This is a genomic window from Calidithermus chliarophilus DSM 9957, assembly GCF_000430045.1.
GTDB classification, from domain to species: Bacteria; Deinococcota; Deinococci; order Deinococcales; family Thermaceae; genus Calidithermus; species Calidithermus chliarophilus.
Genome location: NZ_KE387027.1, coordinates 799,050 through 824,172 on the forward strand (window position 1 = coordinate 799,050; position 25,123 = coordinate 824,172).

The following is a 25,123-nucleotide window of genomic DNA, read 5'->3' on the forward strand; positions in this document are numbered from 1 at the left end:
CCGTCAGGGAGGGGTGTGCTCTAGGATTCAAAAAGATAGCCTCTGAAGGTCTTTGGTTTGCATGATTATCTTTTTGAATCCGGTATTACCCCCCTTAGCAAGGGGGGCCGGGGGGGATAAACCCTCCCCGCCGGCGGGGAGGGAAGGGGAGGAGTTTCTTTCACCACGAGCCACGTGCCGAAGCTGACGGCTGACAGCTTCCCCCTCCCTACGCCGGATTTTCCATTCGCTTGTACCCGAACGCCAGGGCGGCCAGGGCGGGCAGGAGGGTTAGGGCGGCGAGCAGGAGGAGCCAGAGGGGGCCTTCGGGGCCGGCGAGGTAGGTTTCCCGGCTGCCGAAGGAGAGGTAGACCGGGCGGGCGGCCAGGACCACCAGGGCGGCTGAGTGGAGCAAGGAGAGGCCCATGTAGAGCAGGCCGCCCAGGCCCAGCGGCACCTCGGCGGGGTTGGCGGCGTCGAAGCGGGGGAAGGCCGAGCCGAGGCCCACGCCCAGCCCGGCCGAGGCTACGGCGGAGGCGAGGGCGATGGCGACGGAGATCTGGGTGAGGTTGGTTCCCAGCCCGATCACCTGGGGGGAGAGCAGGCCGAGCATCAGCGCCAGGGGCAGCAGGAAGACCAGGGCCAGGCCGAAGCGGGTCAGCAGCAACGTCAGGCGGCTCACCGGGGCGGTCTGGATCAGCCAGAAGCCGGGGCCCTCGAGCGAGTACAGCGGGTAGGCCAGCCGCACCCCCACCCCCGCGATCACGAAGCCCTGGAAGGCCAGGTGCAAGAAGCCCACCACCACGCGGAAGCGCTCGCCCTCGAGCGGGATGAACTGCAAGCTGGTGGTGTACAGCAGCACCAGCACCCCCACCAGCACGAGCTGGGCGGCCTGGTTGGCGTCGCGGAAGAACAGCCGCAGGTCGCGCACCCACAGCGCCCAAGCCCGGCTGCGCAGGCTCAGGTGGTCCCAGAACCCCGGGCGGGTCAGGCCCCGCTCCTGCACGGTGCCCTCGAGGGAGCGCACCCAGCCGATCTGGTAGGCGTAGCCCGCCACCAGCCCGGCCAGCGCCAGCAACAGCAGGGAGAGCCCGACCAGGACGAAGAAGTCTGTGTTGAACCGGCCCTTCATCAGGCCGTCGAGGGCGTCGGAGGCGAGGCTGGAGGGCAGGAAGGGCGCGGCAGGGTCGCGGAAGCTCTGCAGGAAGCGGTCGAGGGCGTCGGGGTCGGCGAAGTTGGTCTGGAGCAGGGCCTCGGGGCGCACGGCCCGCAGCAGGAAGATCAGGCCGCCGCCCAGCACCGCCCCCACCGCCGCGGCCCACTCCTTCGCCCGCCCCGCCGGGGCGAAGCGCACCAGGGGCAGCGCCAGCCCCACCCCGATGGCGACCGGGAAGGCGTAGAGCGCCAGGACCACCAGCAGGGTGGCCGGGTAGAAGAACCAGGGCGCGTCGTAGAAGGCCCCCACCGCGAAGACGACGGGCAGGGTGAAGAGCGCGGGGATGAGCGCAGTGGTGGCGAAGGTCTCGGCCACCTTGAACAAGAACACCTTAGCGGCACGTTGCGGGAGGGCGAGCAAGATGGGCAGGTCCTCCGAGCTGTAGAGCACGGCGATGGCGTTGGGCAGCGCCGAGAGCACCACGCTCGAGGACAGCACCAGCAGCAGCACGCCCACGATGCGCTCGACGAGCACGTTGCGGGTGAAGACCGCGCTCAGCCGCTCGAGCAGCGAGCTGCGGCCCACGATCTCGTAGGTGATGAACTCCAAGAACCAGGTGGTGCCGCTCCAGGCCAGGTAGGCCAGGCCCAGAGCCAGCAGCAGCCCCAGCGCCGTGGTGGCCGGGGACTGGCGGAAGGTGTTGTAGAGGATGCGGGCGCGGAGGGTGAGCATGGGCGCGTCACTGGAGGATGGGCTCGAGGGCGGCGTCCTCGGTGAGCCGGATGAAGAACTCCTCGAGGTCCTGGGTGCCGTGCTGGTGGAGCAATTCGCGCGGCGTTCCCAGCGCCAGCAGTTGGCCCCGGTGGATCAGCGCGACCCGGCTGCTCACCGCCTCGGCCAGCGGCATCTGGTGGGTGGCGTACAGCACCGCCCGCCCCTGGGCCGAGTAGTTCCTGAGCAGATCCCGCACCTGCCGCGCCGCGTGGGGGTCGAGGCCCACCATCGGCTCGTCGAGGATGAGCACGGGGGGGCGGTGCAGCAGCGAGAGGGCCAGCGAGAGCTTCTGGCGCATCCCGTGTGAGTAGGTCTCGATGAGCGAGGAGGCGAAGCGCTCGAGGCGGAACTCGTGGAGCAGCTCCTCGATGCGCCGCTCGGCCTCGGCCCTGGGGATGCGGTAGACCCCAGCTGCAAAACGCAGGAGCTCAGCCCCCGAGAGCTTGCCGTAGAGGTAGGGCCGGTCGGGCACGTAGCCGAACTGGGCCTTGGCCCTCACCGGCTCCTTCCACACGTCCACCCCGTTGACCAAAGCCCGCCCTGAGGTCGGCTTGAGCAGCCCCACCAACGCCTTGATGGTCGTGCTCTTGCCCGCGCCGTTGGGGCCTAAGAGGGCCACCGTCTCCCCAGGGGCGATCTCGAGGTTTAGCCCTTGCAGGGCCACGAACCGGCCGTAGCGCTTGCCGAGGTTTTCCAGTCGGATCATCACTGGCTTAAAGCCTAAGGCCCTAAGCTGAAGATGAGTGGTGTAAATCTCGCTTTTCGAGCCTGTTTAAGAAGACTTAACCTTGCGAAGGCTCATGGCTCGTGGCATGTGGTGAAAGATACCCCACCCCAACCCTCCCCGCGTGCGGGGAGGGTTTATCCCCCCCAGCCCCCCTTGCTAAGGGGGGTGACAAGGCGTCTTGCGTTTGGCGTACGGCGTAGGACGTACGACCCGCGCCCGGCGTTCGGCTATCGACGTTCAGCCTACGCCCCTTACTTCAGCTCCTCCAGCGCCCGCTGCAGGATGGCATCCTTCTCGAGCTCGATCACGGCCTGCCCACGGTCTTCGGACTGGGGACGGGGCGGCAGGGTCTGGCTGAAGGTGAACTTGCCCTTTTCGTCGGCCTTGGCGGTGTAGGTCTTGCCGCCGACGTTCAGGGTCACGGTCTCGCCGGGCTTGACCCCGGTGCCCTCGAAGGCCAGGGGCACCTCGAAGCGGGTGTCCTTGACCTCGATGTCGGGCTTGACCCCGGTCTTGTTAAGCGCCCGCTTCTTGGGGGTGAGCCACTCGAAGGTCACCAGCGTGAGCTCGCCGCCGTTGGGCAGATCGATGACGTTCTGGCCCACGCCCTTGCCGAAGGTGCTCTCGCCGATCACCTTGGCCCGGCCGGTGTCCTGGATGGCCCCCGCCACGATCTCCGAGGCGGAGGCCGAGTTGCCGTTGACCAGCACCACCATCGGCCCGCTCCACTGCACGCGGCCGCTGGCCTCGCAGAAGAGCTTGGTCTGGGTGCGGTAGCGGGTGAAGACGATGGGCCCTTCCTTGATGAAGGCCTCGGCCACCTGGCAGCCCTGGTCGAGCAGGCCGCCGCCGTTGTCGCGCAGGTCGAAGACCAGCTTCTTCACGCCCTTGTCGCGCATCTCCTTGAGCGCGGCGTTGAGCTGGTCGAAGACCTTGACGTTGGCGAAGGTCTCGAGCGCCACGTAGCCGACGTTGCCCGGCAGGATGGCCTTGGTCACGGAGATGATCTCGACCTTCTGCCGCACCATCTCGAACTTGATGACCGCGTTGCTGCCGTCGCGCCGCACGCCGATGGTCACCTTGGTGTCCTTCGGCCCGCGGATCTTCGAGACGATCTCGTCGACCTCGAGCTTCGTCACGTCCTGGCCGTTGACCTCGGTGATGACGTCGCCCACCTTCAGCCCGGCGTTGTACCCGGGCAGGCCCCGGGTCACCCCGATGATCTGCGCCCCGCCGCCCTTGGCCGGCTGCAGCGACAGGCTCACGCCGATGCCGTAGAACTCCCCCTGCAGGTCCTGGCTACGGATGGAGCTGCTGGTAGGGGCCGTGTAGCTGGTGAACTGGTCATCCAGGGCGCTGATCATGCCCCGGATGCCGCCCTGGATCACCGCGTCCAGCTTCTTCTGGTCGAGCTTTTGCAGGTATTCGTCCTGGATGAGCTGGTAAGTCTGCATCAGCGCCTGACCGTTACGGTTACGCATGAATGCGTCGGAATTGGGCCGCCCGATCTGGGCGTAAACCAGGGCCGCGACCACCGCGCCCCCAACGAGAAGCCAGGAGAAACGCCTCATGCCCTTCATGCTAACGGCAGACCGTGAGAAAAATGGTTATCGGTGGTACAGGGGAGATTAGAGGAGGCTGAAGGGTAAATAGCCGATAGCCCATAGCCGATAGCCGAACGCCTAACGCAAAACGCCAAACGCCTTTTCTTCACCCCCCTTAACAAGGGGGGCTGGGGGGGGATAAACCCTCCCTGCCGGCGGAGAGGGAAGGGAAGGGGTCAACCACAGGCCACACGCTGACGGCTGATAGCTGGCGGCTCACCACTTATACCAGATTCGGTTAGTTCGTCACCGAACGGTGACGGACCAACCCGACCGAAGGGAGTGCTCTAGGATTCAAAAAGATAGCCTCCGGGCTCTTCGGATCGGATGATTATCTTTTTGAATCCGGTATTACCGCTTATGGCCGCCCTTTCCTGCCACATCCCCTTCACACCCGGCTTTTATACTGTCAGCCATGATCGGTTTCCACCGGGTGACCCTCGAGTACGCCCGAACCCAGACCAAGGCGCTTTACGACATCAACCTCGAGATCAAAAAGGGCGAGTTCTGTTTTCTGGTCGGGCATTCGGGGGCGGGGAAGTCCAGCCTGCTGTCGCTGCTGCTGAAGCGGCTCGAGCCCACCAGCGGGGCCATCTACTTCGGCGGGGAGAACCTCAAGGCCCTGCGGGGGGACCGTATCGCGCTGCACCGCCGCAAGATCGGCGTGGTGTTCCAGGACCACCGCCTCTTGAAGGACCAGACCGTCGAGGACAACCTGCTCTTCGCCCTGCGGGTGCTGGGCGTGCCCAAGTCGGAGTGGGAGACCCGCGTGACCCGCGTGCTGCGGCTGGTGGGCTTAGTTCACAAGAAGCGCTCCTTCCCCGAGGAGCTCTCGGTAGGGGAGTCCCAGCGCGTGGCCATCGCCCGCGCCATCATCGGCGACCCGCCGGTGGTCCTGGCCGACGAGCCCACGGGCAACCTGGACCTCACCAACGCCATCATGGTGCTGGAAATTCTCAAGTCCATCCACGCGCGCGGCGCTACGGTGCTGGTGGCGACCCACTCGCGCGAGCTCGTCGAGGCCTACCCCCAGCGCGTGCTGGTGCTCAAGGCCGGCCAGCTCGTGCGTGACGACCGTTCGGGCAAGTACAGCCTGACTTGAGGGGGCTGGGGGGTACGCTGAACGCCGATGGCCGATAGCTGATAGCCGATAGTCGAACGCAGAATGCAGGTCGTGCGTCCTACGTCGTACGCAAAAAGCAAAACGCAAAACGCCAAACGCCGAACGCAAGACGCAAAACGCAAGACGCAAAAAAATCCCCTCCCTCCGGCCGGAGGAAGGGGACGGGGGAGGGTGGGAAGGCTGACGGCTGACGGCTTACCGCTGTCTACCACAGGCCACGAGCTACAGACCACTAACTACAACCGTTTTTCGCCGGGCGCCCAACTTTTACCCTACACCTTTGCCCACGGGGCATCAAGGTTGGAAAGCTCTACCGCCCTCCCGGGGAGAGCAGTACCATAAAGCACCTAAAGGTTGGACGCACCCCCGGTGCAGCCCGCGTGCAAGGGCGGCAGAATCCCCTTCCACCCAGGGCACCTTTAGGCGAAAGGAGCCTGGAATGGGTCTCGAGCCTTCATCCCAGGCTCCGAGGAGGGCCAGAATGAACATTTACAAACTGGTAGGCCGCAACGTCGAAGTCTCCGATGCCCTCAAAAGTTACCTGGACAAGAAGCTCGAGCGCCTCGACCGCTACATGAACGGCATCGTCGATGCCAAGGTCGTCCTCTCGATGGCGACTGCCCCGCGCGTGGAGAACCGCGCCAAGTGCGAGATCCAGATCAACGTGCCCAAGGGGATCGTGCGGGTGGAGGAGTCCGACCCCGACATGTACGCGGCCATCGACAAGAGCGTGGACCGGCTGGAAACCCAGCTCAAGCGGTATAAGGAGCGCCACTTCAACGGCTACCACACCGCCCGCCGCCAGGCGGCCCTCAACGCGACCCCCCCGGCCGCGGTGGTCGAGTCCGAGGAAGAAGAAGCCGCCCCGCAGATCGTGCGGGTCAAGCGCTTCGCGGTCAAGCCCATGGACCCCGAAGACGCCGCCGTCCAGATGGAAGCCCTGGGCCACGACTTCTTCGTCTTCCGCAACGCCGAAACCGAGGAGTTCGCCGTCATCTACCGCCGCCGCGACGGCAACTACGGTCTGATTGAGCCCTCTTGATGAATGCTGATGGCCGATGGCTGGTAGCCGATAGCCGAACGCAAAACGCCAAACGCCGAACGCCGAACGCCGAACGCAAAACGCAAAACGCAAAAAAAATCCCCTCCCTCCGGTCCGGAGGGAGGGGCTGGGGTTGGGTGGGACGGCGGACGGCTTACCGCTGTCTACTACGAGCCCTCGGACTCCCGCCCCCAATCTCATACCGGATTCAAAAAGATAATCATCCAAACCAAAGACCCCCAGAGGCTATCTTTTTGAATCCTAGAGCACTCCCTTCGGTCGGGTTAGTTCGCCGCCATCCGGCGCCGAACTAACCGAATCTGGTATCAGTAATACCTCGAGGGGTCCACCTGCACGCCGTTGTCGTTGGCGACGGCGAACCACAGGGTGTCGGGGGGGATGAGGGGGGCGCCGCCGGTGTAGCCGATGCGCTGGCCCTTGCTCACCTGCTGGCCCTTCTGCACCAGGGGCTCCTGCAGGCCGATGTAGAAGCTCGTGACGTTGCCGTGAGCGATGATGATCCACCAGCCGGTGTTGCTGACGGGGTACTCGTCGAGCACGATGCCGCTGGCGGCCGAGACCACGGGGCTGTACTCGCCGGGGCCCTGGATGACCTGATAGGTGCCCTGGGTGCCGAAGGGGGCTACGATCCGGCCGCCGGGCACGGGGAATTGAAGCGTGCCCACGACGACGTTGGGGATGATGGCGACGGGTTCGGGCTCGGTGGGGGGGCGGGTGGCGTTCTGCTGCGCGGCGAGTTGCTGGCGGCGGCGCTCGGCGGCCTCGCGCTCCCGCTGCCTGCGGGCCTCCTCCTCGCGCCGGCGGCGTTCTTCGGCCAGGCGGCGCTGCTCTTTGGTGATGGCGGCGACGACGCTGTTGAGCTGGCTCTGGAGCTCGTTGCGGGCCAGGAGCGACTCGCGCAGCAGCACCTTGCGCCCCTCGGCCTGCTGCCGCAGGGCGGTGATGGTGCTCTGGAGCTGGGCGCGGCTGTCGGTGAGCTGGTTGATCTTGATCTGGCGGTCGGCCTGCTTGGCGTTGAGGTCGCGCACCAGCAGGACCAGGCGCTCCCGCTGGCCGTTGAGCTGCTCGAGCAGGCGGTTGATGCGCTCGATGAGGTCGGTCTGCTGGTTGCCCAGGTAGCCCACCCAGTTGGCCCGCACCGAGAGGTCGGTGAAGCTCTGGGCCTGCAGCAGGGGCAGGTAGCGCCCGGCCTGCTCGCGGTAGAGGCTGTTGACGAGCGCGGCCAGGCGCTTCTTGAGGTCGGCGAGCTGGGCCTCGTTCTGCGCGATCTCGGCCTCGGTCTCGCGCACCTGCTGCTGCAGGAGGTTGATCTGGCGGCCTAGGTCGGCTTTTTCCTTCTCCAGCCGCCGGATCTCGGCCTCGAGGGCGCGCAGGTCCTTCAGGCGCTGGGCGGTGAGGGCGTCGAGGTTGGCGAGTTCGCGGTTGAGCTTTTCGATGCGCTGCTGGGTGGCCTTCTGCTGCTGGAGGGTCTGCTGGCGCTGGCGCTCGAGCTCGCTGAGGTTCTGCGAGAAAACGCTGGTGGAAAGCAGCACGCACAGCGCGGCGAGCAGCAAGCCCCAGACGCCGTGCCGGATGCCCGCGTGCTTCATAAGTCGCTCTCCTTGAGGTTAGCACGGCTGGAGAGGTAGGCCCCGCCCGTGCCCAGCACCGCCGCCAGCAGCACCAGCGCGCCCCCGGCCATCAGCATGTCGTTGAGGCCGAGCACCGGCAGGAAGGGCAGCAGTTGTTGCAGGGCCGAGGCCAAAAAGCGGTAGGCCAGCAGCCCCAACCCCAGCGCCACCAGCGAGGCCAAGAGGGTCAGGAACAGCCCCTCCACCACGAAAGGCCCCTGGATGAAGCGCCGGGTCGCGCCCACGAGCTGCATCACCCGCAGCTCCTCGCGCCGGTTCTCGATGGACAGCCGGATGGTGCCCATCACGCTGAAGAGGGTGTCGAGCAGCAATAGCCCGATCAGGAGCAGCGCGGCGAAGCGCACCCCGCCCAGCACCCGCAGCAGTTGCTCGGTGATCTCCCCGCCGTAGGTGGTGCTCTCGATGCCCTCCAGCCGCTCGATCTTGCGGGCGGTGTCGCGCACCTGGTTGGGGTTTTTGAGCACCACGCGCAGGGTGTCGGGGAGGGGGTTGTCGATGAGCTCGCGCGCCTGCGAGAGGTAGGGGTAGGAGAGCTGGAGCTGGGCCAGGGCCTCCTCCTTGCTCACGACGCGCACCTCGAGCACCTCCTCGAAGGCCGCGATCTGGTCGCGCAGGACGCTGACGTCGCTGCCGGGTTTGAGGAAAGCCGCGATCTCGACCTCGCGCTCGAGCGAACTGACCACTTTGCCCAGGTTCCACAGCACCAGGCCCAGCAGGAACAGCAGGGTGAACGACACCAGCGAGGTGGTGAAGGTGGCGAGGGTGCTGGTCAGGTGGTGGCGCAGGGCACGCAGCGCTTGAGAGATGGCGTACACGCCCCCTAGTCTAAAGGCCCACGCGCCGAATGCGTGAGCCAGGGCGGCCCCGGCTGAGGGAAGGCCTCAAGCCAGCCGCTCCACGGCGTCGATCAGGGCTCGCGGGTGCTCGCAGAGCAGGCTGGCCCCGTGGAGGGTGAGCTCCTCGCGGCTGCCGTAGCCCCACAGCGCCCCGATGGAAGCCATCCCGTGGGCCCTGGCCGCGGCCACGTCGAACTCCCGGTTCCCGATCATCACCGCCTGGGCGGGCTTCAGGCCGCGGTCGTGCAGGATCCGCCCGATGAGCTTGGCCTTGGGCTCGGAGAGGTCGGGGGGCGTCACGCCGTAGACGGCCTCGAAGTAGGGGCGCAGGCCGAAGTGCCCCAGCATGTCCTCGGCGAAGACCCGGCGCTTGGAGGTCGCCACGACCAGGGTGTAGCCGCCGGCCAGCTCCTCCAGCGCGGCCTCGATCCCCGCGTACACCACCGCGCGGTACTTGCCCGCGGCGTCGTAGCAGCGCCGGTAGACCTCCACGGCCTCGGCTACGCGCGCCTCGCCCACCAGCTCCCGCCAGGAGTGCTCGAGGGGCGGCCCGATGAAGCGGCGCAGCTCCGCGTCGGGCCGGTCGGGGAGGCCAAAGTGCTCGAGGGTGCGGCGGAAACAGCCTAGGATGCCGGGCTCGCTGTCGAGGAGGGTGCCGTCGAGGTCGAAGAGGAGGGTGGTGAGCGTCACTCCGTCATCTTAGGGCCGCCTGGCTGCTCGAGGGCGTTGGTGGGACCGCTCTCAGACCACCTTGCCCGGGTTGAGCAGGCCCTGCGGGTCGAAGAGCCGCTTGAGCTGCCGCATCCACTCCAGCGCCGCCCCGTGCTCGCGGGCCAGGTACTTCTTCTTGCGCAGGCCCACGCCGTGCTCGCCGGTGCAGGTGCCGCCGAGCTCGAGCGCCTTCTCCACCAGCCGCGCCGCGAAGGCCTCGGCCTTGGGGTAGTCGTGCTCGCCCGTGGCGACGAGGGTGTGGAAATTGCCGTCGCCCACGTGTCCCACGATGCTCCCGCCCAAACCCATCTCCCGCAGCAGGCGCTGGGAGTGCCGCACCAGCTCGGGCATGCGGGAGATGGGCACGGCGGTGTCGGTGATCATGAAGGAGCGGCCGGGGTACTGCGCGACCAGGGCCCAGTAGAGCTGGTGGCGCGCCTCCCACTGCGCGGTGCGCTCCTCGGAGGTCCGGGCGGCGTCCACGGCGATCGCCCCGGCCTCGCGCACGAGCTCGAGCGCCATCCGCGACTCGGCCTCGAGCGCTTCGCGGGTCGAGGAGTGGAACTCCACGAAGAGGGCGGGCTTCTCGGGGTAGTCGCGCTGGAGGTAGCGGTTGATGGCGCCAAGGCCCAGCTCGTCGAGCAGCTCGAGCCGCGCGGCGGGGAGCCCGGAGGCCATGATGGCGTAGGCGGCGTCGGCGGCGGCCTCGAGGCCCTCGAAGAAGACCCGCAGCGTGTGGACGTGGCTGGGCAGCGGGTGCAGCCGCAGGGTGAGCCGGGTGATCACGCCCAGCGTGCCCTCCGAGCCGATGAAGAGGTCCTTGAGGTCGTAGCCCGCGCTGGTCTTGCGCACGGCCCGCCCCAGCTCGAGCACCTCCCCGCTCGCCAGCACCACCTGCAGCGCCAGCACGTTGTGGCGCATCCCGCCGTAGCGCACCGTGGTCGTGCCCGAGGCGTTGGTGGCCGCCATGCCGCCCAGCGAGGCGTTGGCGCCGGGGTCCACGGGGAAGAACAGCCCCGTGCCCTTGAGCGCGGCGTTGAGCTGTTCGCGGGTCACGCCCGGCTCGACCACCGCCACGAAGTCCTCCGGCCGCACCTCCAGCACCCGGTTCATGCGCGAGAGGTCGAGGCTGACGGCCACCCCCTGCGGCAGCACGTGGCCCTCGAGGCTCGTCCCCGTGCCGAAGGGGATCACCGCCGAGCCGTTCTCCCGCGCCCAAGCCAGGGTCCGGATCACGTCCTCGAGGCCCTCCGCGTACACCACCGCCTGCGGCAGCGACCGCACGGGATAGGCCTCGTCCTTGCCGTGGGTCTCGAGGTCGGTGGGCGAAGTGCTGACCTTCTCGGCCAGCGCGGCTTTCAGGCTGTCGAGCATGGCTCGAGTTTACCTGCTGAGGGCGCGGGGGAGGGAAGCGGGAAGCCGTCAGCTATCAGCCGTCAGCCGTCAGCCGTCAGCTTGTGGTTCGTGGTTGCCCCTCCCCGTCCCTCTCCGCACGGGGGGAGGGTTTATCCCCCCTGGCCCCCCTTGTTAAGGGGGGAACAAGGCGTTTTGCGTCTTGCGTTTTGCGTACGACGTACGACGTAGGACGTACGACCCGCTATCGGCGTTCGGCGTTTGGCTATCGGCCATCAGCTATCAGCTATCGCTCTCCTCACCCTCCACGCCTCGAGCAACTCCGCCTCCTGCTCCCGGCTGATCCCCGCCACCTTGACCTCGGGCAGGCTCTTCAGCCAGGCCAGGGTGTCCCGGACGGTCTCGAGCACGCTGCGGTACTTCAGGCCCGCCCGCTGGCTGCGCTCGGTGGGGGTGCGGGAGACGCCGTCGCCGGGGATCCAGGCGGGGAGGTCGGCCCACGGGCGCACGCCCTGCTGCTGGAGGAAGTCGGCGTCCACCCAGACGGGCTCGAAGGCGTTGCCGGTGGCCTGGGCCAGGGCCGACTCCAGCTCGGCGAGGGTGAAGTGGGGGCGGGCACCGTTGTAGGTGCCGGGGGTGTTCTGCTCGAGCAGGTGCAGGACGAAGGCGGCGAGGTCGCGGGCGTCGATGAACTGCATGGCGTCTTCGGGCGGGGCGGGGAAGAGCATCTCGCCGCCCTGGGCGGCCCGCCAGGGCCAGTAGGAGAAGCGCCCGGTGTGGTCGTGGGGCCCGACCACCAGGTGCGGGCGCACCACGGTGGCCTGCTCGCCGTAGGCCTCGCGCACGACGTCCTCGCAGACGGCCTTGAGCCCGCCGTAGACCTGCGGGGTCATCTCCTCGGTCTCGGGGTTCTCCACCTGCTGCATGGGGCCGTCCTCGTCGGTGCGGCTGGGGTCGGCGTACACCGAGACCGTCGAGACGAACAGGTAGCGACCCACGCGGCCTTTGAGCAGCGACGTGCTCTGGCGCACCTCGCGGGGGAAGTAGCCGTTGACGTCGATCACCGCGTCCCAGGTGCCCTGCTCGAGCGCCCCCAGCTCGCCCGCCCGGCGGTCGCCGATGAGCTTGTGCGCCTGCGGGAAGAGGTGGGGGTTGGTCTTGCCCCGGCTGAACGTGCTCACCGTGTAGCCCCGCTCCAGAGCCGCCTCCACGACGTAGCGCCCCACGAACTGCCCACCGCCCAACACGAGGATGTTCATGGCTCCGATTGTGTGGGCTTTGAACTCCAGGCGAAACCCCTGTTTTCCAGGTGATGCCCTCTCCACGGCCCGCAAAGCCTGTGTTCCGGGCAATAGGGGCCCGATTAAGTGCTCCTGAGGGGAGGGCCAAGCCTGTTGGTGATGAATTCCCCATGTTCGGGTCATTCCTTCGGCTACGCTAAGTACAGCGATGGGCTGGGGCTCCCTGCCCGCCCACCTACCCCAAGCCGCCGGTCGGGGACACCCCAGGAGCGTGTAACCCTGCCGTGCCTTTACGGTCTCCTACTGCCATGATGCGCGACGCCTCCATCCTCCTTCCTACCCGCCCACAAGAGGCCCTCCCCGACCTTCTCGCCCAGGCCCAGCGCAGCCTGCTGCAAAACGACCCCCTCCGGGCCCTGCGCTACGCCCAGCGGGCCGAGCACCTCGCCCGCCGCAGCGACAGCCGCCCTCAGTGGGCCAGGGCGCAACTGCTGTGGGGCATCGGCTGCCTGCAGCTCGAGCAGCCCGAGATCGCCGTCTTAGTCCTCACGGGGGCCCTGGCGACCTACCGTTTCCTGGGCGACCACGATGGCGAGTGGTACACCCTGCGGCTGATCGCTCGAGGCTGGGAACTCATGCACGACCCCGAGCAGGCCGAGCTCACCCGCCAGGCGGCCGCGTCCCTCGAGCTATCGGAAGGGGCGGGGGTCTCGGGGGTCTGGCCGGATTTGCCCGAGCCCTAGCCCGTTACCTCGGTGGCCTGGGGGTAGCCTGGCGCTACCCCCCTCGCTCGTTCCGTGCCGCTTTGACACTCCGCCTCGAGGATTGTCAAGATTAAATGTGACTTTATGCCGTCTGGAACGGGTTATTTCGGCTTGACAGCTCCGATTGGCTGTTGCAGGCTGAGGTATGGAGCGTCGCAGGACCGAAGTTTGGGAGGACGTCGAAGTTCACCTCGAGCTGGCGCTGGAATTCGACCCCGAGCGGCTCCAGAAGGAACACCCCGGCCTGGGCCTGGTGCTGGCCGAACTCCTGGTCGGGCCGCCGCGCCGCTGGCGCGACCCGGCTGAACTGCTGCCCTACGCGGGCCTGAAAAGCCTCCAGGCCCACCTCGAGCGCCTGCGCTTCAACCCGCTCGAGACCCGCCGCCTGGGCCAAGCGCTCGACCGGCTGTTCACCGCGCTCGAGTTCGAGATCGTGGGGCAGAAGGTCATCTCGATCCCGCTGCCGCCCAACGTCGAGACGCCGGAGGGGTGGCGGGCGAGGAGCGGGGTGTGGCTGTGTCACTTGCCGCTGGCGTCGTGAGTTGGGCGGCGAGCGGCGAGCGCCGAACGCCGATAGCCGATAGCCGAACGCAAGACGCAAAACGCAAGACGCAAAACGCCTTGTTCCCCCCTTAACAAGGGGGGCCAGGGGGGATAAACCCTCCCTGCGCGGGGAGGGGTTTACCACGAGCCACAGGCCACGAGCCTTTTGTGTTCCGCTGACGGCTGATGGCTGACGGCTGCTTTTTCCTCACTCCGCTGGGTTGAGAATTCCTTCGATCTTCTCGACGGCTTCCGGCGGCAGGTCTACCCCGGCGGCGCCGAGGCTTTCCTCGATCTGTTCGGGTTTGGTGGCGCCGGTGATGGCGCTGCTGACGCCCTTGTGGCGCAGGACCCAGGCTAGGGCGAGCTGGGTGCGGGTGAGGCCTAAGGAGTCGGCGACCTTTTTCAGGGCCTTGACCTTCTTGCGGTTTTCCTCGGTGACGAAGCGGCTGGCGAACTGGGGGTAGCGCTCGAAGCGGCTGCCCTTGGGGATGCCCTTGTCGTAGCGGCCGGTGAGCATGCCCTGGGCCAGGGGGCTCCAGACCACCGCGCCCATGCCGTAGCGCTCGGTCTCGGGCAGGATCTCCTTCTCGAAGCGGTCTCGAGCCAGCATCGAGTACTGCGGCTGCTCGACCACGGGCGGGTGCCAGCCCCCGGCCTTGGCGACCTGCACCGCCTCGACGATGCGGGCGGCCGGCCACTCGGAGGTGCCCCAGTAGAGGATGAGGCCGCGGTCGACGAGGCTGCTCATGCTCGAGACGATCTCCTCCATGGGCGTCTCGGGGTCGTGGCGGTGGCAGAAGTAGAGGTCGACGTAGTCGGTGCCCATGCGCTTGAGGCTGCGGCCGATGCTCTCGTGAATGTGCTTGCGCGAGAGGCCGCGGTCGTTGACGTCGTCGGACATGGGCCAGAAGAGCTTCGTCGAGAGCACCAGCGTGTGGCGCGGGAAGTCGGCGAGGGCCTGGCTCATCATCTCCTCGCCCAGGCCCCTGGCGTAGGCGTCGGCGTTGTCGAAGAAGTTCACGCCGCCGTCGTAGGCCAGCTTCACGATCTGCTTGATGGCCTTGCTGTCCTTGACCGCGTCGCCGTAGGTGGTCCAAGCGCCCAGCGAAATCTCCGATACCTTAATGCCCCACTTGCCGAGTTTGCGGTAGCGCATCGCCATAGGGTCACCTCGGGGGCAATCTACCCTCGCCGCCCCTCACCCGAATGTGAGCCTCAACCGTTCGGGCGCGGGCTCAGGGCTTGGCAGGGTCGAGAACCAGGCTCTCCTCGAACTCGATCACGGCCGCCGGGGCCGTGAAGCCGTTGGTCTTGTGGCTGCTGTCGCAGAAGGGCTTGTTGCCCGATCCCCCGCAGCGGCACAGCGAAACCCTCGGCTTCTCGACGACGCGCTCGCCCTCGGCGGTGCGGAAGACGTAGCGACCGCCGGTCTCGATCACGATGGGCCCGTTTTCCCTGAACTCGAGCTTCATGCCTACCAGTTTAGCCAGCGACGCCGCGGGCGAACTGTGGCCGAATTCAGGTCCAGCGGCTGCCCCACTCGCGCATGGCCTCGAAGATGGGGCCCAGGGCGCGGCCTTTCTCGGTGAGGGCGTACTCGACGCGGGGCGGGACCTCGGGGTAGACGGTGCGGGTGATGAGGCCCTGCTCCTCGAGCTCTCTGAGCCGCTCGGTGAGGGTCTTGGGGGAGATGTGCTCGAGGTTCTTCTTGATTTCGTTGAAGCGCTTGGTGCCCATCAGGAGCTCGCGCACGATCAGGCTGGTCCAGCGGTTGCCGATGAGGTCGAGGGTGCGCTCGACCGCGCACTCCTTGCGGCAGGCGTCCATTCCGTACTTCACGGGTACTAAGTTACCATCTGGTAACTACTTCCCAAAGTGAAGTGTTGCCTGCTAGCCTCATTTTCGGGGCCGTCAGCCTATTCCTTGCGCCGGCTCGTGCAGGAGTACCGGCATACCTGGACTGGAGGAACAACGTGAAAATCACCGTGTTGGGCGCTACCGGACGCACCGGCAAGCAATTGGTCGAACAGGCGCTGGCCGCGGGCCACGAGGTTCGAGCCTTCGTGCGCAACCCGGCCAAGCTGGGGCTGAGCCACCCCAGGCTCGAGCTGATCCAGGGCGAGCTCGACGACGTGGGGGCGCTCGAGCGGGCCGTCGCCGGGCAGGACGCGGTGCTCTCGGCGCTGGGCCCGGTGCGGGGCGGCCGCAAGGACCTGATGGAGCTGGCCGCGCGCAACGTGACGGCGGCGATGAAGAAGGCCGGGGTGCGCCGCCTGATCACCCTCACCGGGGCGGGCGTGGCCCAGCCGGGCGACGAGCCCAAGGCCTTCAACCGCCTGATGAGCTTCCTGCTCGGCGTTTTCGCCAAGGACGTGCAGCTCGACTCCACCCGCCACGCCGAGATCGTGCGGGCTTCGGGCCTGGACTGGACCATCGTGCGCGTCCCGGTGCTCACCGACGGGCCCAAGACCGGCAAGTACCGCGTGGGGATGGTGGGCATCAACTCGGGCTCGCGCATCAGCCGGGCCGACGTGGCGCACTTCATGCTCGAGCAACTCGGCAGCAAGGAGCACGTGGGGCGTTCGCCCATGGTCAGCTACTGAGCTTTCCGCGGGCGCCGGGCTGTGAGCGGGAACCTTTTCCCCGCGCCGCCCCGGCTCGAGACTTGGAGGAGCATGAGGATCGAAGTTTTCGCCGACATCGCCTGCCCCTGGTGCTACATCGGGGAGAAGCGCCTCGAGCGGGCCTTGCAGCAGCGCCCCGGCTTGGAGGTGGAGCTCGAGTGGAAGCCCTTTCAGCTCCAGCCGGGCATCCCGCCCGAGGGCTATCCCTGGGAAGAGTTCATGGCCCGCAAGTTCGGCGGGCTCGAGCGCATGCGCTCGGCCTTCGAGCAGGTGGCCCGCGCCGGGAGGGCGGAGGGGCTGGAGTTCAACTTCGGCCGCGTGGCCCGCGCCATCAACACCGCCGACGGCCACCGCCTCATCCTGTGGGCGGCCCGCGCCGGCCGGCAGTGGCCGCTGGCCGACGCGCTGTTCAGGGCCCACTTCACCGACGGCAAGAACCTCAACGACCCGGGGGACTTGCTCGAGGTGGTGGCCTCGGCGGGCCTGGACCGTGAGGCAGCCCGTGAGTTCCTCGCCAGCGGCGAGCTGCGCGACGCGGTGGAGGAGAGCCAGCGCCTCGCCGAGCGCTTCGGGGTTCAGGGCGTGCCCTTCTTCGTCTTCGGCCGCAAGTACGCGCTTTCCGGGGCGCAGCCGGTGGAGGTGTTCTTGCAGGTGCTCGACCACGTCGCCCAGGAACAGGCCACCGCCTCCTGAGCGCCATTTGACGCCGGGCGAAGCGCGCCCGACAATACGGCCGATGTACGCGACCCGCCTGGCCTACGTGCACCTGAAGGTGCGGCACCTCGAGGCCGCCGTCACCTTCTACACCCGCTTCCTCGACCTCCAGCTCTCCGAGCGCTTCGACAAAACCTCGCTGCTGGCCTCCTCCGACAGCGACGCCCACTTCGAGCTGGCCCTGACCGAGGGCGAACCCGCCGGACCCGTCACCCTGGGCTTCGCCGTGGCCTCCCCCCAGGACTTCGAAGCCGCCCGCAAGTTCGTAGAACTCGAGGGCGTGCGCCACGGGCTCGAGGACCGCGGCATCGCCTGGGTACTGAGCCTGCAAGACCCCGACGGCAACACCGTCGAACTCTTCCTCGACCGCCGCACCTCGGGCGGGGCGGCTTTTTGGAGAGGGGAGACGGTTCCACTTCCCGGTGACGACGGGAAGCGGTAAGCGGTCAGCCATCAGCCATCAGCCGTCAGCTTGTAGCTCGTAGCCTGTGGTAGGCCCCACCCCGTCCCTCCCCGCCGGCGGGGATGGGTTATCCCCCCTAACCCCCCTTGTTAAGGGGGGAACAAGGCGCCTTGCTAAGGGGGGAACAAGGCGTCTTGCGTCTGGCGTCTTGCGTTTTGCGTTTGGCGTACGACGTACGACGTACGACCGGCGTTCGGCGTTCGGCTATCAGCTATCGGCTATGGGCTATCGACTATCGGCTATCGACCCCTCTAAACATCCCCTTCTCACCCCAGGCGTATACTTGTACCCAGTAAAAGGGGGAATAAAGTGCGCCGACTGCTACGTCTTTTGGGTCGCCTGTTGCTTTTTGCCGTCGTCCTGGTGGTCCTGGCCGGAGGAGTGGGGTGGCTGTGGCTGCGCGGGGCTACCTTGCCCCAGCACAGCGGGCGCCTGGCGCTGAAGGGGCTCATGGCTCCGGTGGAGGTGCTGCGCGAGCCGGGCGGGGTGGTGCACCTCAAGGCCCAGAGTGAGGAGGACCTGTTCTTCGCGCTGGGGGTGGTGCACGCCCAGGACCGGCTGTGGCAGATGGAGTTCCAGCGCCGGGTGGGGGCGGGGCGGCTGTCGGAGGTGGTGGGCGCGGCGACCCTCAGCCAGGACAAGTTCCTGAGGACCTGGGGCTTCTACCGGGCGGCCGAGCAGGGCTACGCCAGCCTCTCGCCGGAGGGCAAGGCCATCGTGGACGCCTACGTGGCCGGGATCAACGCCTACCTCCAGACCAACCCCCCGCTGCCCCTCGAGTACCGCCTGCTGGGCTTCCGCCCCGAGCCCTGGAAGCCCGCCGACGTGCTGGTGTGGGCCAAGATGATGGCCTACGACCTCTCCGGCAACTGGAGCGACGAGCTCCAGCGCTACCGGCTATTGGCGAAAGGGGTCAAGCCCGAGCGCCTGGCCCAGCTCCTGCCGCCCTACCCGGCCAACGGCGTGACCATCATCCAGGCCGCCGACCTGCCCCCCTTGCCCAGGCCCGCCCCCGCGCCCACCCCCAGCCCCGCGCCCAAGCCCGAACCGTCCGCGCGGGTCCAGGCGGAGGCGCTGCTGGGGCTCGCCGCCTCGATCCCGCGCTTCATGGAGGCCTCGAACAACTGGGTGATCGCGGGTTCGCGCACCACCACCGGCAAGCCCCTCCTGGCCGACGACCCCCACCTGGGCCTGGGCGTCCCCTCGCTGTGGTACCTGGCCCACCTCGAGGCCCCCGGCTACAGCGCCATTGGGGCCACGCTGCCCGGGGTTCCCGGCGTGGTGATCGGGCACAACGACCGCATCGCCTGGGGCGTGACCAACGTGGGCGCCGACGTGCAGGACCTTTACGTGCTCGAGGACAGCGCCTCCAGCGGCTACCGCTACAAGGGGCGGCTCGAGCCCTACCGCGTGCGCAACGAGGTGATCAAGGTCAAGGGCGAGCCCGACGTGGCGCTGAAGGTGCGCGAGACCGTCTACGGCCCCGTGATCTCCGACGTGGTGGGCGACGTGCCCGGCGGCAAGCCCCTGGCCCTGCGCTGGACCGCGCTCGACGCCCAGGACCGGCTGCTCGAGGCCTTCGTGGGCATCAACCGCGCGAAGAACTGGGCCGAGTTCACCGAGGCGCTCTCGCTCTACTCCACCCCTAGCCAGAACTTCGTCTACGCCGACGTGGACGGCAATATCGGCTACGTCGCGCCCGGCAAGTTCCCCATCCGCAAGCCCGGGCACACCGGCCTCACCCCCGTCCCCGGCGACGGCAGCCTCGACTGGCAGGGCTACGTGCCCTTCGAGCGCTGGGCCAGGGTGCTCAACCCCAAGGAGGGCTTCATCGTCAGCGCCAACAACCGGGTACTGCCGCCGGGCTACCCCAACCAGATGTCGCTGGAGTGGGCCGAGCCCTTGCGGGCCGAGCGCATCCGCCAGTTGATCCTGGCGAAACAGAAGCTCAGCCTCGAGGACGTGCAGGCCATGCAGCAGGACCAGTACTCGCTGCTCTACCGCGACTTCCGCCCGCTGCTGCAGGCCCTGAGCGCCCTCTCCGAGCGGGCTAACGCCTGGAAGGCCCGGCTGTTGGCCTGGGACGGCAACATGCGCCCCGACTCGGTCGAGGCGACGGTCTTCCAGACCTGGTACACCGAGCTCACCCGCCTGCCCGCGAAGGAGGTGGGCCAGGAGTTCTGGGACGAGCCCCGCTACCTGCTGCGGGCCATGCAGTCGGGCGACCCCAACTGCGACCAGAAGGAGACCGAGGTGGTGGAAGGCTGCCTCGACTACGCCGCCCTCGCCCTCGACGCCGCCCTCGACCGCCTGGGCGACAACCCCCCGGCCTGGGGCAGCGTGCACCGCGCCGTCTTCGACCACCCCATCCTGACCAACAGCCCCCTGAAGCGCTTCTCCGACCGCAAGGTGCCCTTCGGCGGCGACCGCTACACCGTCAACGTGGGCCCCTACAACGCCAAGACCTTCGAGCAGACCCACGGCCCCAGCTACCGGCACATCGTCGACCTGGCCGACGTGAACAACTCCCGCTTCGTCCACCCCATGGGCCAGTCGGGGAACCTGCTCTCGGCGCAGTTCGACGACCTCTTGCCCATGTGGCAGAAGGGCACCTACCTGCCCATGCGCACCGAAGACTACCCGGTGCGCGAGCGGCTGTCGCTCGAGCCCGGCCGCTGAATCCCTCAGTTTCGCAGGGTGAACCACCGGCCTGCCGGCGGAGAGGGCCGGCATTCAGCCATCAGCCATTAGCCATTAGCCATCAGCTATCGGCTATCGACTATCGACTATTGACTATTGACTATTGACTATTGACACCCCAGCCCCTTTAGCCTAGTGTACTAGTTAGCTAGTGCACTACATGGGAGGTCAAATGGTTCAAGCGATTCCCAAAACTCAGCCCACCCTGAAGGCGCGGGGAGAAACCGTGCTGCGGGTCGAGGGGCTGAGCAAGCGGTTCGGGGGCGTGGTGGCGGTGGAGGGGGTGGACCTGGAGGTCCGCCGCGGCGAGATCTTCGGCTTCCTGGGGCCTAACGGGGCGGGGAAGACCACCACCTTGGGCATGATCCTGGGGCTGGTCGAACCGAGCGCGGGGAAGGTGGAGCTGCTGGGGGAGCCCGTCCGGCCGGGGCGCACGCACGCGCTGCGCAAGGTGGGGGCTTTGCTGGGGGCGCCCGCGATCTACCCGCACCTGAGCGCGCGGCAGCACCTCGAGCTGATCGCGGGGCTGCAGGGGGGTGTTTCACGGCAGCGCGTCGAGGAGGTGCTCGAGCAGGTGGGGATCGCCAGGGCCGCGCACCGGGCGGCGGGGTCGTACTCCACCGGGATGAAGCAGCGGCTGGGCGTCGCGATGGCGCTGCTGGCCGAGCCCGAGCTGCTGATCCTCGACGAGCCCTCCAACGGCATGGACCCATCGGGCATGAAGGAGATGCGCGAGCTGATGCGCTCGCTGGCCGCGCAGGGCGTCACCATCATCTTCTCGAGCCACATCCTGCACGAGGTCGAGCAGGTCTGCGACCGCATCGCTGTGATCCACAAGGGCAAGCTGGTGGCCCAGGGGGCGGTGCGCGACCTGCTGGCGAGCGGCGACGGGGTGCGGGTCCGGGTGGAAAGCCCCGAGGAGGCGGCGCTGGTGCTCGGCGGGCTGGCCGAGCGGGCGGAGGTGCAGGGGGAGTACCTGCTGGTCGGCGGGCTCGAGGCCCGGGCCGTGGTGACCCGGCTGGTTCAGGCCGGGCTGCCGCCCAGCGAGGTGGTGCCCATCGAGAGCGGCCTCGAGGAACTGTTCCTCGAGCTCACGGGAGGTGGGCAGTGACTCTGGGAATTCTCAAGCTCGAGGCCGACAAGGCCTTCCGGCGCAGGGGTGCTTGGCTGTTGCTGGCTTTCGCGGCCGCGCTGGTGGGGCTCGTCGAGTACCTGATGCTGCGGGAGCAGGCCCCTGCCCGCCACTACGCCCTCACGCTGCTGCTGAGCAGGGAGGCCGCGCAGAGCCTGGGCATCTTCGCCGCCGCGATCCTGGGTGCTTGGACGGCGCAGGAGTACGGCTGGCGGACCCTGGCCCTGCTGTTCTCCCGGGGCACCCCGCGCGGGGCCTGGCTGCTGGCGCGCTGGCTGGCGATGCTGGGCTCGCTGGCGCTGGTGGTGGCGATGCCGTTCGGGGTGAGCCTGACGGTCCTCAGCTTCTACGCGGGGGGCTGGCCCGCGCAGTTGCAGGCCGACGGGGCCCGCATAGCGGCGACCGTCCTGCAGACGGCGGTGGCGGGGCTGCCGTACCTGGACCTGGCGCTGTTCCTGGCGGTGGTGGGGCGCTCGGTGGCCGCGGCGCTGGGCGGCGTGCTGGGCTACGCGCTGGTGCTCGAGGTGGTGATCGTGCAGTTTTGGCCCGAGGTGGGCCGCTACCTGCCGGCGTCGCTTGGCGAGGCCTGGCTGAGCGGCGGGGCCGGGCTCGGCGCCGAGCTCGCCGGGGTAGTGGGCTACGCGCTGGCTTTCGTGGTGCTCTCCTGGGCCGTCCTGCGCCGCCAGGACCTGGGGGGTTAGCCGTGGGCTTCACCAGGCTTTCGCATTCCATCGGCACCGTGCCGGCCTTCCGGGCCGGCCCAGGAGGTGGGTAGCGTGTGGCAACTCGACACTGAAGCCGGACCCATCTACGCACAGATCGTTCAAGGGGTGAAACGCATGCTGGCGAACGGAAAGCTCAAGCCCGGCGACAAGCTCCCGTCGGCCCGGGATCTGGCGACCGAACTCAAGGTCAACCCGAACACCGTCATCCACGCCTTCGGCGAGCTCGAGCGCGAGGGCTTGAGCGAGACGCGGCGGGGGCTGGGCACCTTCCTCAAGGAGGACATCGAAGTAGGCCGGCTCCGGCATTCGCTGCTCGTCGAGGCCGCGCGGCGCTTCATGGCCGAGGCGAGGGCCCTGGGGCTCAGCCCCGAGGAGGCCCGGCAGGCGCTGCAGGAGGTGTCGGATGCTGGCTAGGCTCGAGGCCGTTACCAAGCGCTACGGCGGGAGGGAGGGGCTGCACGACGTGAGCCTCGAGCTCCCCCAGGGGCAGGCCCTGGGGCTGCTGGGGCTCAACGGGGCGGGCAAGACCACCCTGCTGAAGCTGCTGGCCGGGCTGCTGGTGCCCAGCCAGGGGAGCGTGGAGGTGCTGGGGGGCCGCCCGCGCGCCATGCGGGCCCACGTGGCCTACCTCTCCGACGCCGAGACCTACCCCTGGCTCTCGCCCGCCGACGGCGAACGGCTGATGGGGGGGCTCTACCCCGACTTCAACCGCGCGCGCTACCGGGAATTGCTGGGCTTCCTCGAGGTGCCCTCCCGGCCCTCGCGCGCCCTGTCGCGCGGCCAGAAGGCCCGGCTGCGGCTGGCGATGGCGCTGGCCCGCGAGGCCAGGCTCTTCCTGCTCGACGAGCCGCTGGCGGGCATCGACGTGATCTCGCGCGACCGCATCCTCAAGACGCTGGTGCGGCAGTGGCGCGAGGACGCGACGCTGGTGCTCTCCACCCACGAGGTGGCCGAGGCCGAGGGCATCTTCGACCGGGCGGTGTTCCTCAAGGACGGGCGCGTCGTCCTCGACGCGGGCGCCGAGGAGCTACGCGCGCGGGGCAAGAGCGTGCGCGAGACCTTCGTGGAGGTGCTGGCATGAACGCGCTGCCGACTTTGCTGTGGCTCGAGCTCCGCAAGTCCCAGTCCTTCGTGATGGTGCTGGCGGGCATCCTGCTCCTGACGGCGGTGGGCCTGGCCCGCCTCACGGCCAACGCCCTCAACACGCCGGAGGAGGAGGCGGTGGTGCTGTTCTCGCTCGCCGCGGTCATCGGGGGCACCCTGCTGGTGGTCGCGCTGTTCATCAGCGCGCGGCAGGACGGCGCCGGGCTGCTGCTCAGCGTGCCCGGGGGGCTGGCGCACCAGGTGGCCCGCTTCGTGTACTGGGGCCTGCTGGGGGCGGCGTTCGCCCTGACCCTGGCGCTGCTGCTGTGGGCCTACCTCGACCGCACGGTGCCGGGGATGCCGGGGCTGGGCAGCGTGCTGACGTTCGTGTTCTACGGGTTGGGGCTGGTCTGGCTGCCGGGCGTGGCCTACCTGCTGCTCGCTTTCAGCTACGTGCAGAGCTACCAGCTCTCGAGGCTGGGCTGGCTGGCTGGGCTGGCGGCCTTCCTGGGCTTCTTCGGGCTGGTCGACGTGCTGGTGGAGGTGGGCTCGAAGGTCGCCTACGCGGCGCTGCCCCCCGTGACGATCTCCTTGCAGAGCCTGGGTAGCCGGCTCGACGATATCCGGCTGCCGCTCGAGCCGCTGCTGCTGAGCCTGGCGCTGGCCGCGGGCCTGGTGGTGCTGGCCGGGCGGGTGTGGGACGAGGTGGAAGCATGAACTTCACCTTCTTGAACCTTGTGGGGTACGCCCTGTTGGCGGTGGCCGCCTTCCTGCTGTGGCGCGGCAGCACGAGCCTGAGCGCGCGGCTGGTGAGCGTAGGGTTTTTGGGGCTGATCCTTTGGGGCACGCTCAGCAGCGACGGCGCCGCCGAGGACAACCGCTTCCGGGGCTACCGGGAGGACGCCTTCCAGATCAGCTCGAGGGCCGACTGCCTGGGCTGCTCGACGGGCAAGCGCGAGGGGGTCTGGTTCGTGCGGGGAACGGTGCTCGACGGGGTGATGGTGCTCAAGGCCGAGCAGGTCGTGGCCTACAAGGTCGTCTGGGCCGGGGGTGGCGGGGTGTACCTGGACGGCCAGCCCCAGGCCGGCGGCTGCTTCAGCCGCGAGCTAGCGCCCCAGGGCATCGCCGACCTCCGCTTCGAAGGCGCCCTCCAGGCCCGGCTGGAGGTGGGGCCGGGGCTCAGTTGCGGCTGAGGCATGACTTTAGTCAGTGGGCAGCCCTATCAAGCTTTTCTATGCTCGCTTTCAGGAGGAGTAAATGCTCGAGGTATTGACCCAACCTGTTCGTTTCTTCGAATCCCTGCGTGGCCGCAAGCCCGACCTCCTGCCGCCGCTGCTGGTAGTCGTGGCCGCGCTCGCGCTGTCGGCCATCGCCTCGCAGGTCTCCGCGCGCCTATTACCGGCCGTGTTCCCGGGCGGGGCCGGGCTGCAACTGGCCTTCGCGCTGGCCGGGGCCTTGGTCTTCGGCCTGATCCTGTGGGCGGTGGGCGCGGGCCTGCTGCGCCTGCTGGCGGGGGCGGGCTCGAGGGCCTGGGAGCTGTACGGCTGGGCCTCGGCGCCCGTGCTGGTGCTGGCGCTGGTGTCGCTGCCCCTGGCGGCGCTGATGCCGGTGACCGGCGACCTGCCCCCGCCCCCCGCCCTCACCGACGCCGAGGCCCTGCAGCAGTGGCAGCGGGAGTATGAGGGGGTCATCGCCGCGGCGCCCGTCACCCGCGTGCAGCAGGGGTTGAGCCTGGTCGCCGCGCTGTGGAGCTTGTGGATCGTCTACAGCGGGCTACGGGTGCTGGCCCCGGCGCGGGCCCTGCTCGCCACCGGCGTGGTGGCGGCGCTCAGCCTGGGCCTGCTGGCCTGGAGCCTGCGCTAGAGAGGACCGGACTGCGATGAAGCGAATGTGGTATTCGGCTTTGGTATTGCTGGGCGGGCCGGTGCTGGCCTTCGGGCCGCTGGACGCGCTGGCGTACCAGAGCCCCGAGCTCACCCCCGCCCGCAAGGCCCTCGAGGCCGCCCGGTTGCGGGCCGGGACCACCGCGCTGGGGCTGGGGGCCAACCTGGCCTACGAGCGCACGAACGACGGCAACGGCTACAAGGCGGGGCTGGGCTGGCAGTGGAACTTCACCGCCCGCCTCGAGGCCGAGCAGGCCGTGGCCCGCGCCGAGCGCGAGGTGCGGCGGGTGG

The 25,123-nt window shown here is 68.4% G+C and carries 27 protein-coding genes; 16 read left to right on the forward strand and 11 right to left on the reverse strand.

Translation table 11 applies throughout. From position 1 onward, the window contains the following. Positions 1-208: 208 nt before the first annotated feature. From MEICH_RS0120840 to MEICH_RS0120850, 3 genes are all read right to left on the reverse strand, one after another. Positions 209-1,867 (reverse strand): putative ABC transporter permease subunit, encoded by a 1,659-nt coding sequence (locus MEICH_RS0120840; RefSeq protein WP_027894212.1) that lies wholly within the window; start codon positions 1,865-1,867, stop codon positions 209-211. Positions 1,868-1,874: 7 nt separating this feature from the next. After that, positions 1,875-2,615 (reverse strand): ABC transporter ATP-binding protein, encoded by a 741-nt coding sequence (locus MEICH_RS0120845; protein ID WP_027894213.1) that lies wholly within the window; start codon positions 2,613-2,615, stop codon positions 1,875-1,877. Positions 2,616-2,887: 272 nt separating this feature from the next. Then, positions 2,888-4,207: a S41 family peptidase gene (locus MEICH_RS0120850; RefSeq protein WP_027894214.1), complete on the reverse strand. Its 1,320-nt coding sequence runs from the start codon at positions 4,205-4,207 to the stop codon at positions 2,888-2,890. 448 nt (positions 4,208-4,655) lie between these two features. On the opposite strand from MEICH_RS0120850, the gene ftsE reads away from it, so the two are divergent. Beyond that, positions 4,656-5,342 carry a cell division ATP-binding protein FtsE gene (ftsE, locus tag MEICH_RS0120855; protein WP_027894215.1) on the forward strand — a complete coding sequence of 229 codons (687 nt, stop codon included), beginning with the start codon at positions 4,656-4,658 and terminating at the stop codon, positions 5,340-5,342. A 502-nt stretch (positions 5,343-5,844) separates the two neighbouring features. Continuing rightward, positions 5,845-6,405, forward strand: coding sequence for a ribosome hibernation-promoting factor, HPF/YfiA family (gene hpf / locus MEICH_RS0120860; protein ID WP_027894216.1), 561 nt, complete (start codon positions 5,845-5,847; stop codon positions 6,403-6,405). A gap of 326 nt (positions 6,406-6,731) precedes the next feature. On the opposite strand, the gene MEICH_RS0120865 is transcribed toward hpf, so the two are convergent. From MEICH_RS0120865 to MEICH_RS26355, 5 genes are all read right to left on the reverse strand, one after another. Continuing rightward, positions 6,732-8,015 (reverse strand): murein hydrolase activator EnvC family protein, encoded by a 1,284-nt coding sequence (locus tag MEICH_RS0120865; RefSeq protein ID WP_051304392.1) that lies wholly within the window; start codon positions 8,013-8,015, stop codon positions 6,732-6,734. Then, positions 8,012-8,872 carry a cell division protein FtsX gene (locus MEICH_RS0120870; RefSeq protein WP_027894218.1) on the reverse strand — a complete coding sequence of 287 codons (861 nt, stop codon included), beginning with the start codon at positions 8,870-8,872 and terminating at the stop codon, positions 8,012-8,014. The genes MEICH_RS0120865 and MEICH_RS0120870 overlap by 4 nt, the downstream gene beginning before the upstream one ends. Before the next feature lie 66 nt (positions 8,873-8,938). Then, a complete protein-coding gene (locus MEICH_RS0120875; RefSeq protein ID WP_027894219.1) occupies positions 8,939-9,583 on the reverse strand; it encodes an HAD hydrolase-like protein in 645 nt (214 codons plus the stop codon). A 51-nt stretch (positions 9,584-9,634) separates the two neighbouring features. After that, entirely contained in the window at positions 9,635-10,978 is a 1,344-nt protein-coding gene (locus MEICH_RS0120880) for an FAD-binding oxidoreductase (protein ID WP_027894220.1), read from the reverse strand. A 254-nt stretch (positions 10,979-11,232) separates the two neighbouring features. Then, the gene (locus MEICH_RS26355) at positions 11,233-12,216 is read right to left on the reverse strand and encodes an NAD-dependent epimerase/dehydratase family protein (protein ID WP_036219796.1); all 984 of its coding nucleotides are present in this window, start codon (positions 12,214-12,216) and stop codon (positions 11,233-11,235) included. Positions 12,217-12,506: 290 nt separating this feature from the next. Here MEICH_RS26355 and MEICH_RS26360 point away from each other — a divergent pair, with 290 nt between their 5' ends. Together MEICH_RS26360 and MEICH_RS0120895 are read left to right on the forward strand one after the other, a co-directional pair. Next, positions 12,507-12,941 (forward strand): hypothetical protein, encoded by a 435-nt coding sequence (locus tag MEICH_RS26360; RefSeq protein WP_051304393.1) that lies wholly within the window; start codon positions 12,507-12,509, stop codon positions 12,939-12,941. Positions 12,942-13,107: 166 nt separating this feature from the next. After that, complete coding sequence (locus tag MEICH_RS0120895; RefSeq protein WP_027894221.1) at positions 13,108-13,503, forward strand: hypothetical protein; 396 nt, start codon at positions 13,108-13,110, stop codon at positions 13,501-13,503. A gap of 210 nt (positions 13,504-13,713) precedes the next feature. On the opposite strand, the gene MEICH_RS0120900 is transcribed toward MEICH_RS0120895, so the two are convergent. From MEICH_RS0120900 to MEICH_RS0120910, 3 genes are all read right to left on the reverse strand, one after another. Continuing rightward, positions 13,714-14,664, reverse strand: a complete 951-nt coding sequence (locus MEICH_RS0120900) for an aldo/keto reductase family protein (protein WP_027894222.1) — start codon at positions 14,662-14,664, stop codon at positions 13,714-13,716. A gap of 79 nt (positions 14,665-14,743) precedes the next feature. After that, on the reverse strand, positions 14,744-14,980 hold the full coding sequence (locus tag MEICH_RS0120905; protein ID WP_027894223.1) for a CDGSH iron-sulfur domain-containing protein: 237 nt from the start codon (positions 14,978-14,980) through the stop codon (positions 14,744-14,746). 46 nt (positions 14,981-15,026) lie between these two features. After that, positions 15,027-15,347, reverse strand: a complete 321-nt coding sequence (locus MEICH_RS0120910) for a winged helix-turn-helix transcriptional regulator (protein WP_027894224.1) — start codon at positions 15,345-15,347, stop codon at positions 15,027-15,029. A 134-nt stretch (positions 15,348-15,481) separates the two neighbouring features. On the opposite strand from MEICH_RS0120910, the gene MEICH_RS0120915 reads away from it, so the two are divergent. The 12 genes from MEICH_RS0120915 to MEICH_RS29600 form a co-directional block, all read left to right on the forward strand. Then, a complete protein-coding gene (locus MEICH_RS0120915; protein WP_027894225.1) occupies positions 15,482-16,111 on the forward strand; it encodes an NAD(P)-dependent oxidoreductase in 630 nt (209 codons plus the stop codon). Positions 16,112-16,183: 72 nt separating this feature from the next. Next, positions 16,184-16,825, forward strand: coding sequence for a DsbA family oxidoreductase (locus tag MEICH_RS0120920; RefSeq protein WP_027894226.1), 642 nt, complete (start codon positions 16,184-16,186; stop codon positions 16,823-16,825). A 43-nt stretch (positions 16,826-16,868) separates the two neighbouring features. Next, complete coding sequence (locus tag MEICH_RS0120925; RefSeq protein WP_027894227.1) at positions 16,869-17,288, forward strand: VOC family protein; 420 nt, start codon at positions 16,869-16,871, stop codon at positions 17,286-17,288. 330 nt (positions 17,289-17,618) lie between these two features. Further along, positions 17,619-19,988 carry a penicillin acylase family protein gene (locus MEICH_RS0120930; protein WP_027894228.1) on the forward strand — a complete coding sequence of 790 codons (2,370 nt, stop codon included), beginning with the start codon at positions 17,619-17,621 and terminating at the stop codon, positions 19,986-19,988. Positions 19,989-20,181: 193 nt separating this feature from the next. Further along, on the forward strand, positions 20,182-21,120 hold the full coding sequence (locus MEICH_RS0120935) for an ABC transporter ATP-binding protein (protein ID WP_051304394.1): 939 nt from the start codon (positions 20,182-20,184) through the stop codon (positions 21,118-21,120). After that, a complete protein-coding gene (locus tag MEICH_RS0120940) occupies positions 21,117-21,842 on the forward strand; it encodes an ABC transporter permease (protein WP_027894230.1) in 726 nt (241 codons plus the stop codon). The genes MEICH_RS0120935 and MEICH_RS0120940 overlap by 4 nt, the downstream gene beginning before the upstream one ends. 75 nt (positions 21,843-21,917) lie before the next feature. Continuing rightward, positions 21,918-22,280, forward strand: coding sequence for a GntR family transcriptional regulator (locus MEICH_RS0120945; RefSeq protein WP_027894231.1), 363 nt, complete (start codon positions 21,918-21,920; stop codon positions 22,278-22,280). Continuing rightward, on the forward strand, positions 22,270-22,947 hold the full coding sequence (locus tag MEICH_RS0120950; RefSeq protein WP_027894232.1) for an ATP-binding cassette domain-containing protein: 678 nt from the start codon (positions 22,270-22,272) through the stop codon (positions 22,945-22,947). Before MEICH_RS0120945 ends, MEICH_RS0120950 begins: the two co-directional genes overlap by 11 nt. Continuing rightward, entirely contained in the window at positions 22,944-23,666 is a 723-nt protein-coding gene (locus MEICH_RS0120955) for a hypothetical protein (protein WP_027894233.1), read from the forward strand. The genes MEICH_RS0120950 and MEICH_RS0120955 overlap by 4 nt, the downstream gene beginning before the upstream one ends. Then, a complete protein-coding gene (locus tag MEICH_RS0120960; protein ID WP_027894234.1) occupies positions 23,663-24,142 on the forward strand; it encodes a hypothetical protein in 480 nt (159 codons plus the stop codon). The genes MEICH_RS0120955 and MEICH_RS0120960 overlap by 4 nt, the downstream gene beginning before the upstream one ends. Before the next feature lie 64 nt (positions 24,143-24,206). Continuing rightward, positions 24,207-24,812, forward strand: a complete 606-nt coding sequence (locus tag MEICH_RS0120965) for a YIP1 family protein (RefSeq protein ID WP_027894235.1) — start codon at positions 24,207-24,209, stop codon at positions 24,810-24,812. A 16-nt stretch (positions 24,813-24,828) separates the two neighbouring features. Beyond that, on the forward strand, positions 24,829-25,123 hold a 295-nt coding region (locus tag MEICH_RS29600; protein ID WP_169730716.1), incomplete at its 3' end, for a hypothetical protein.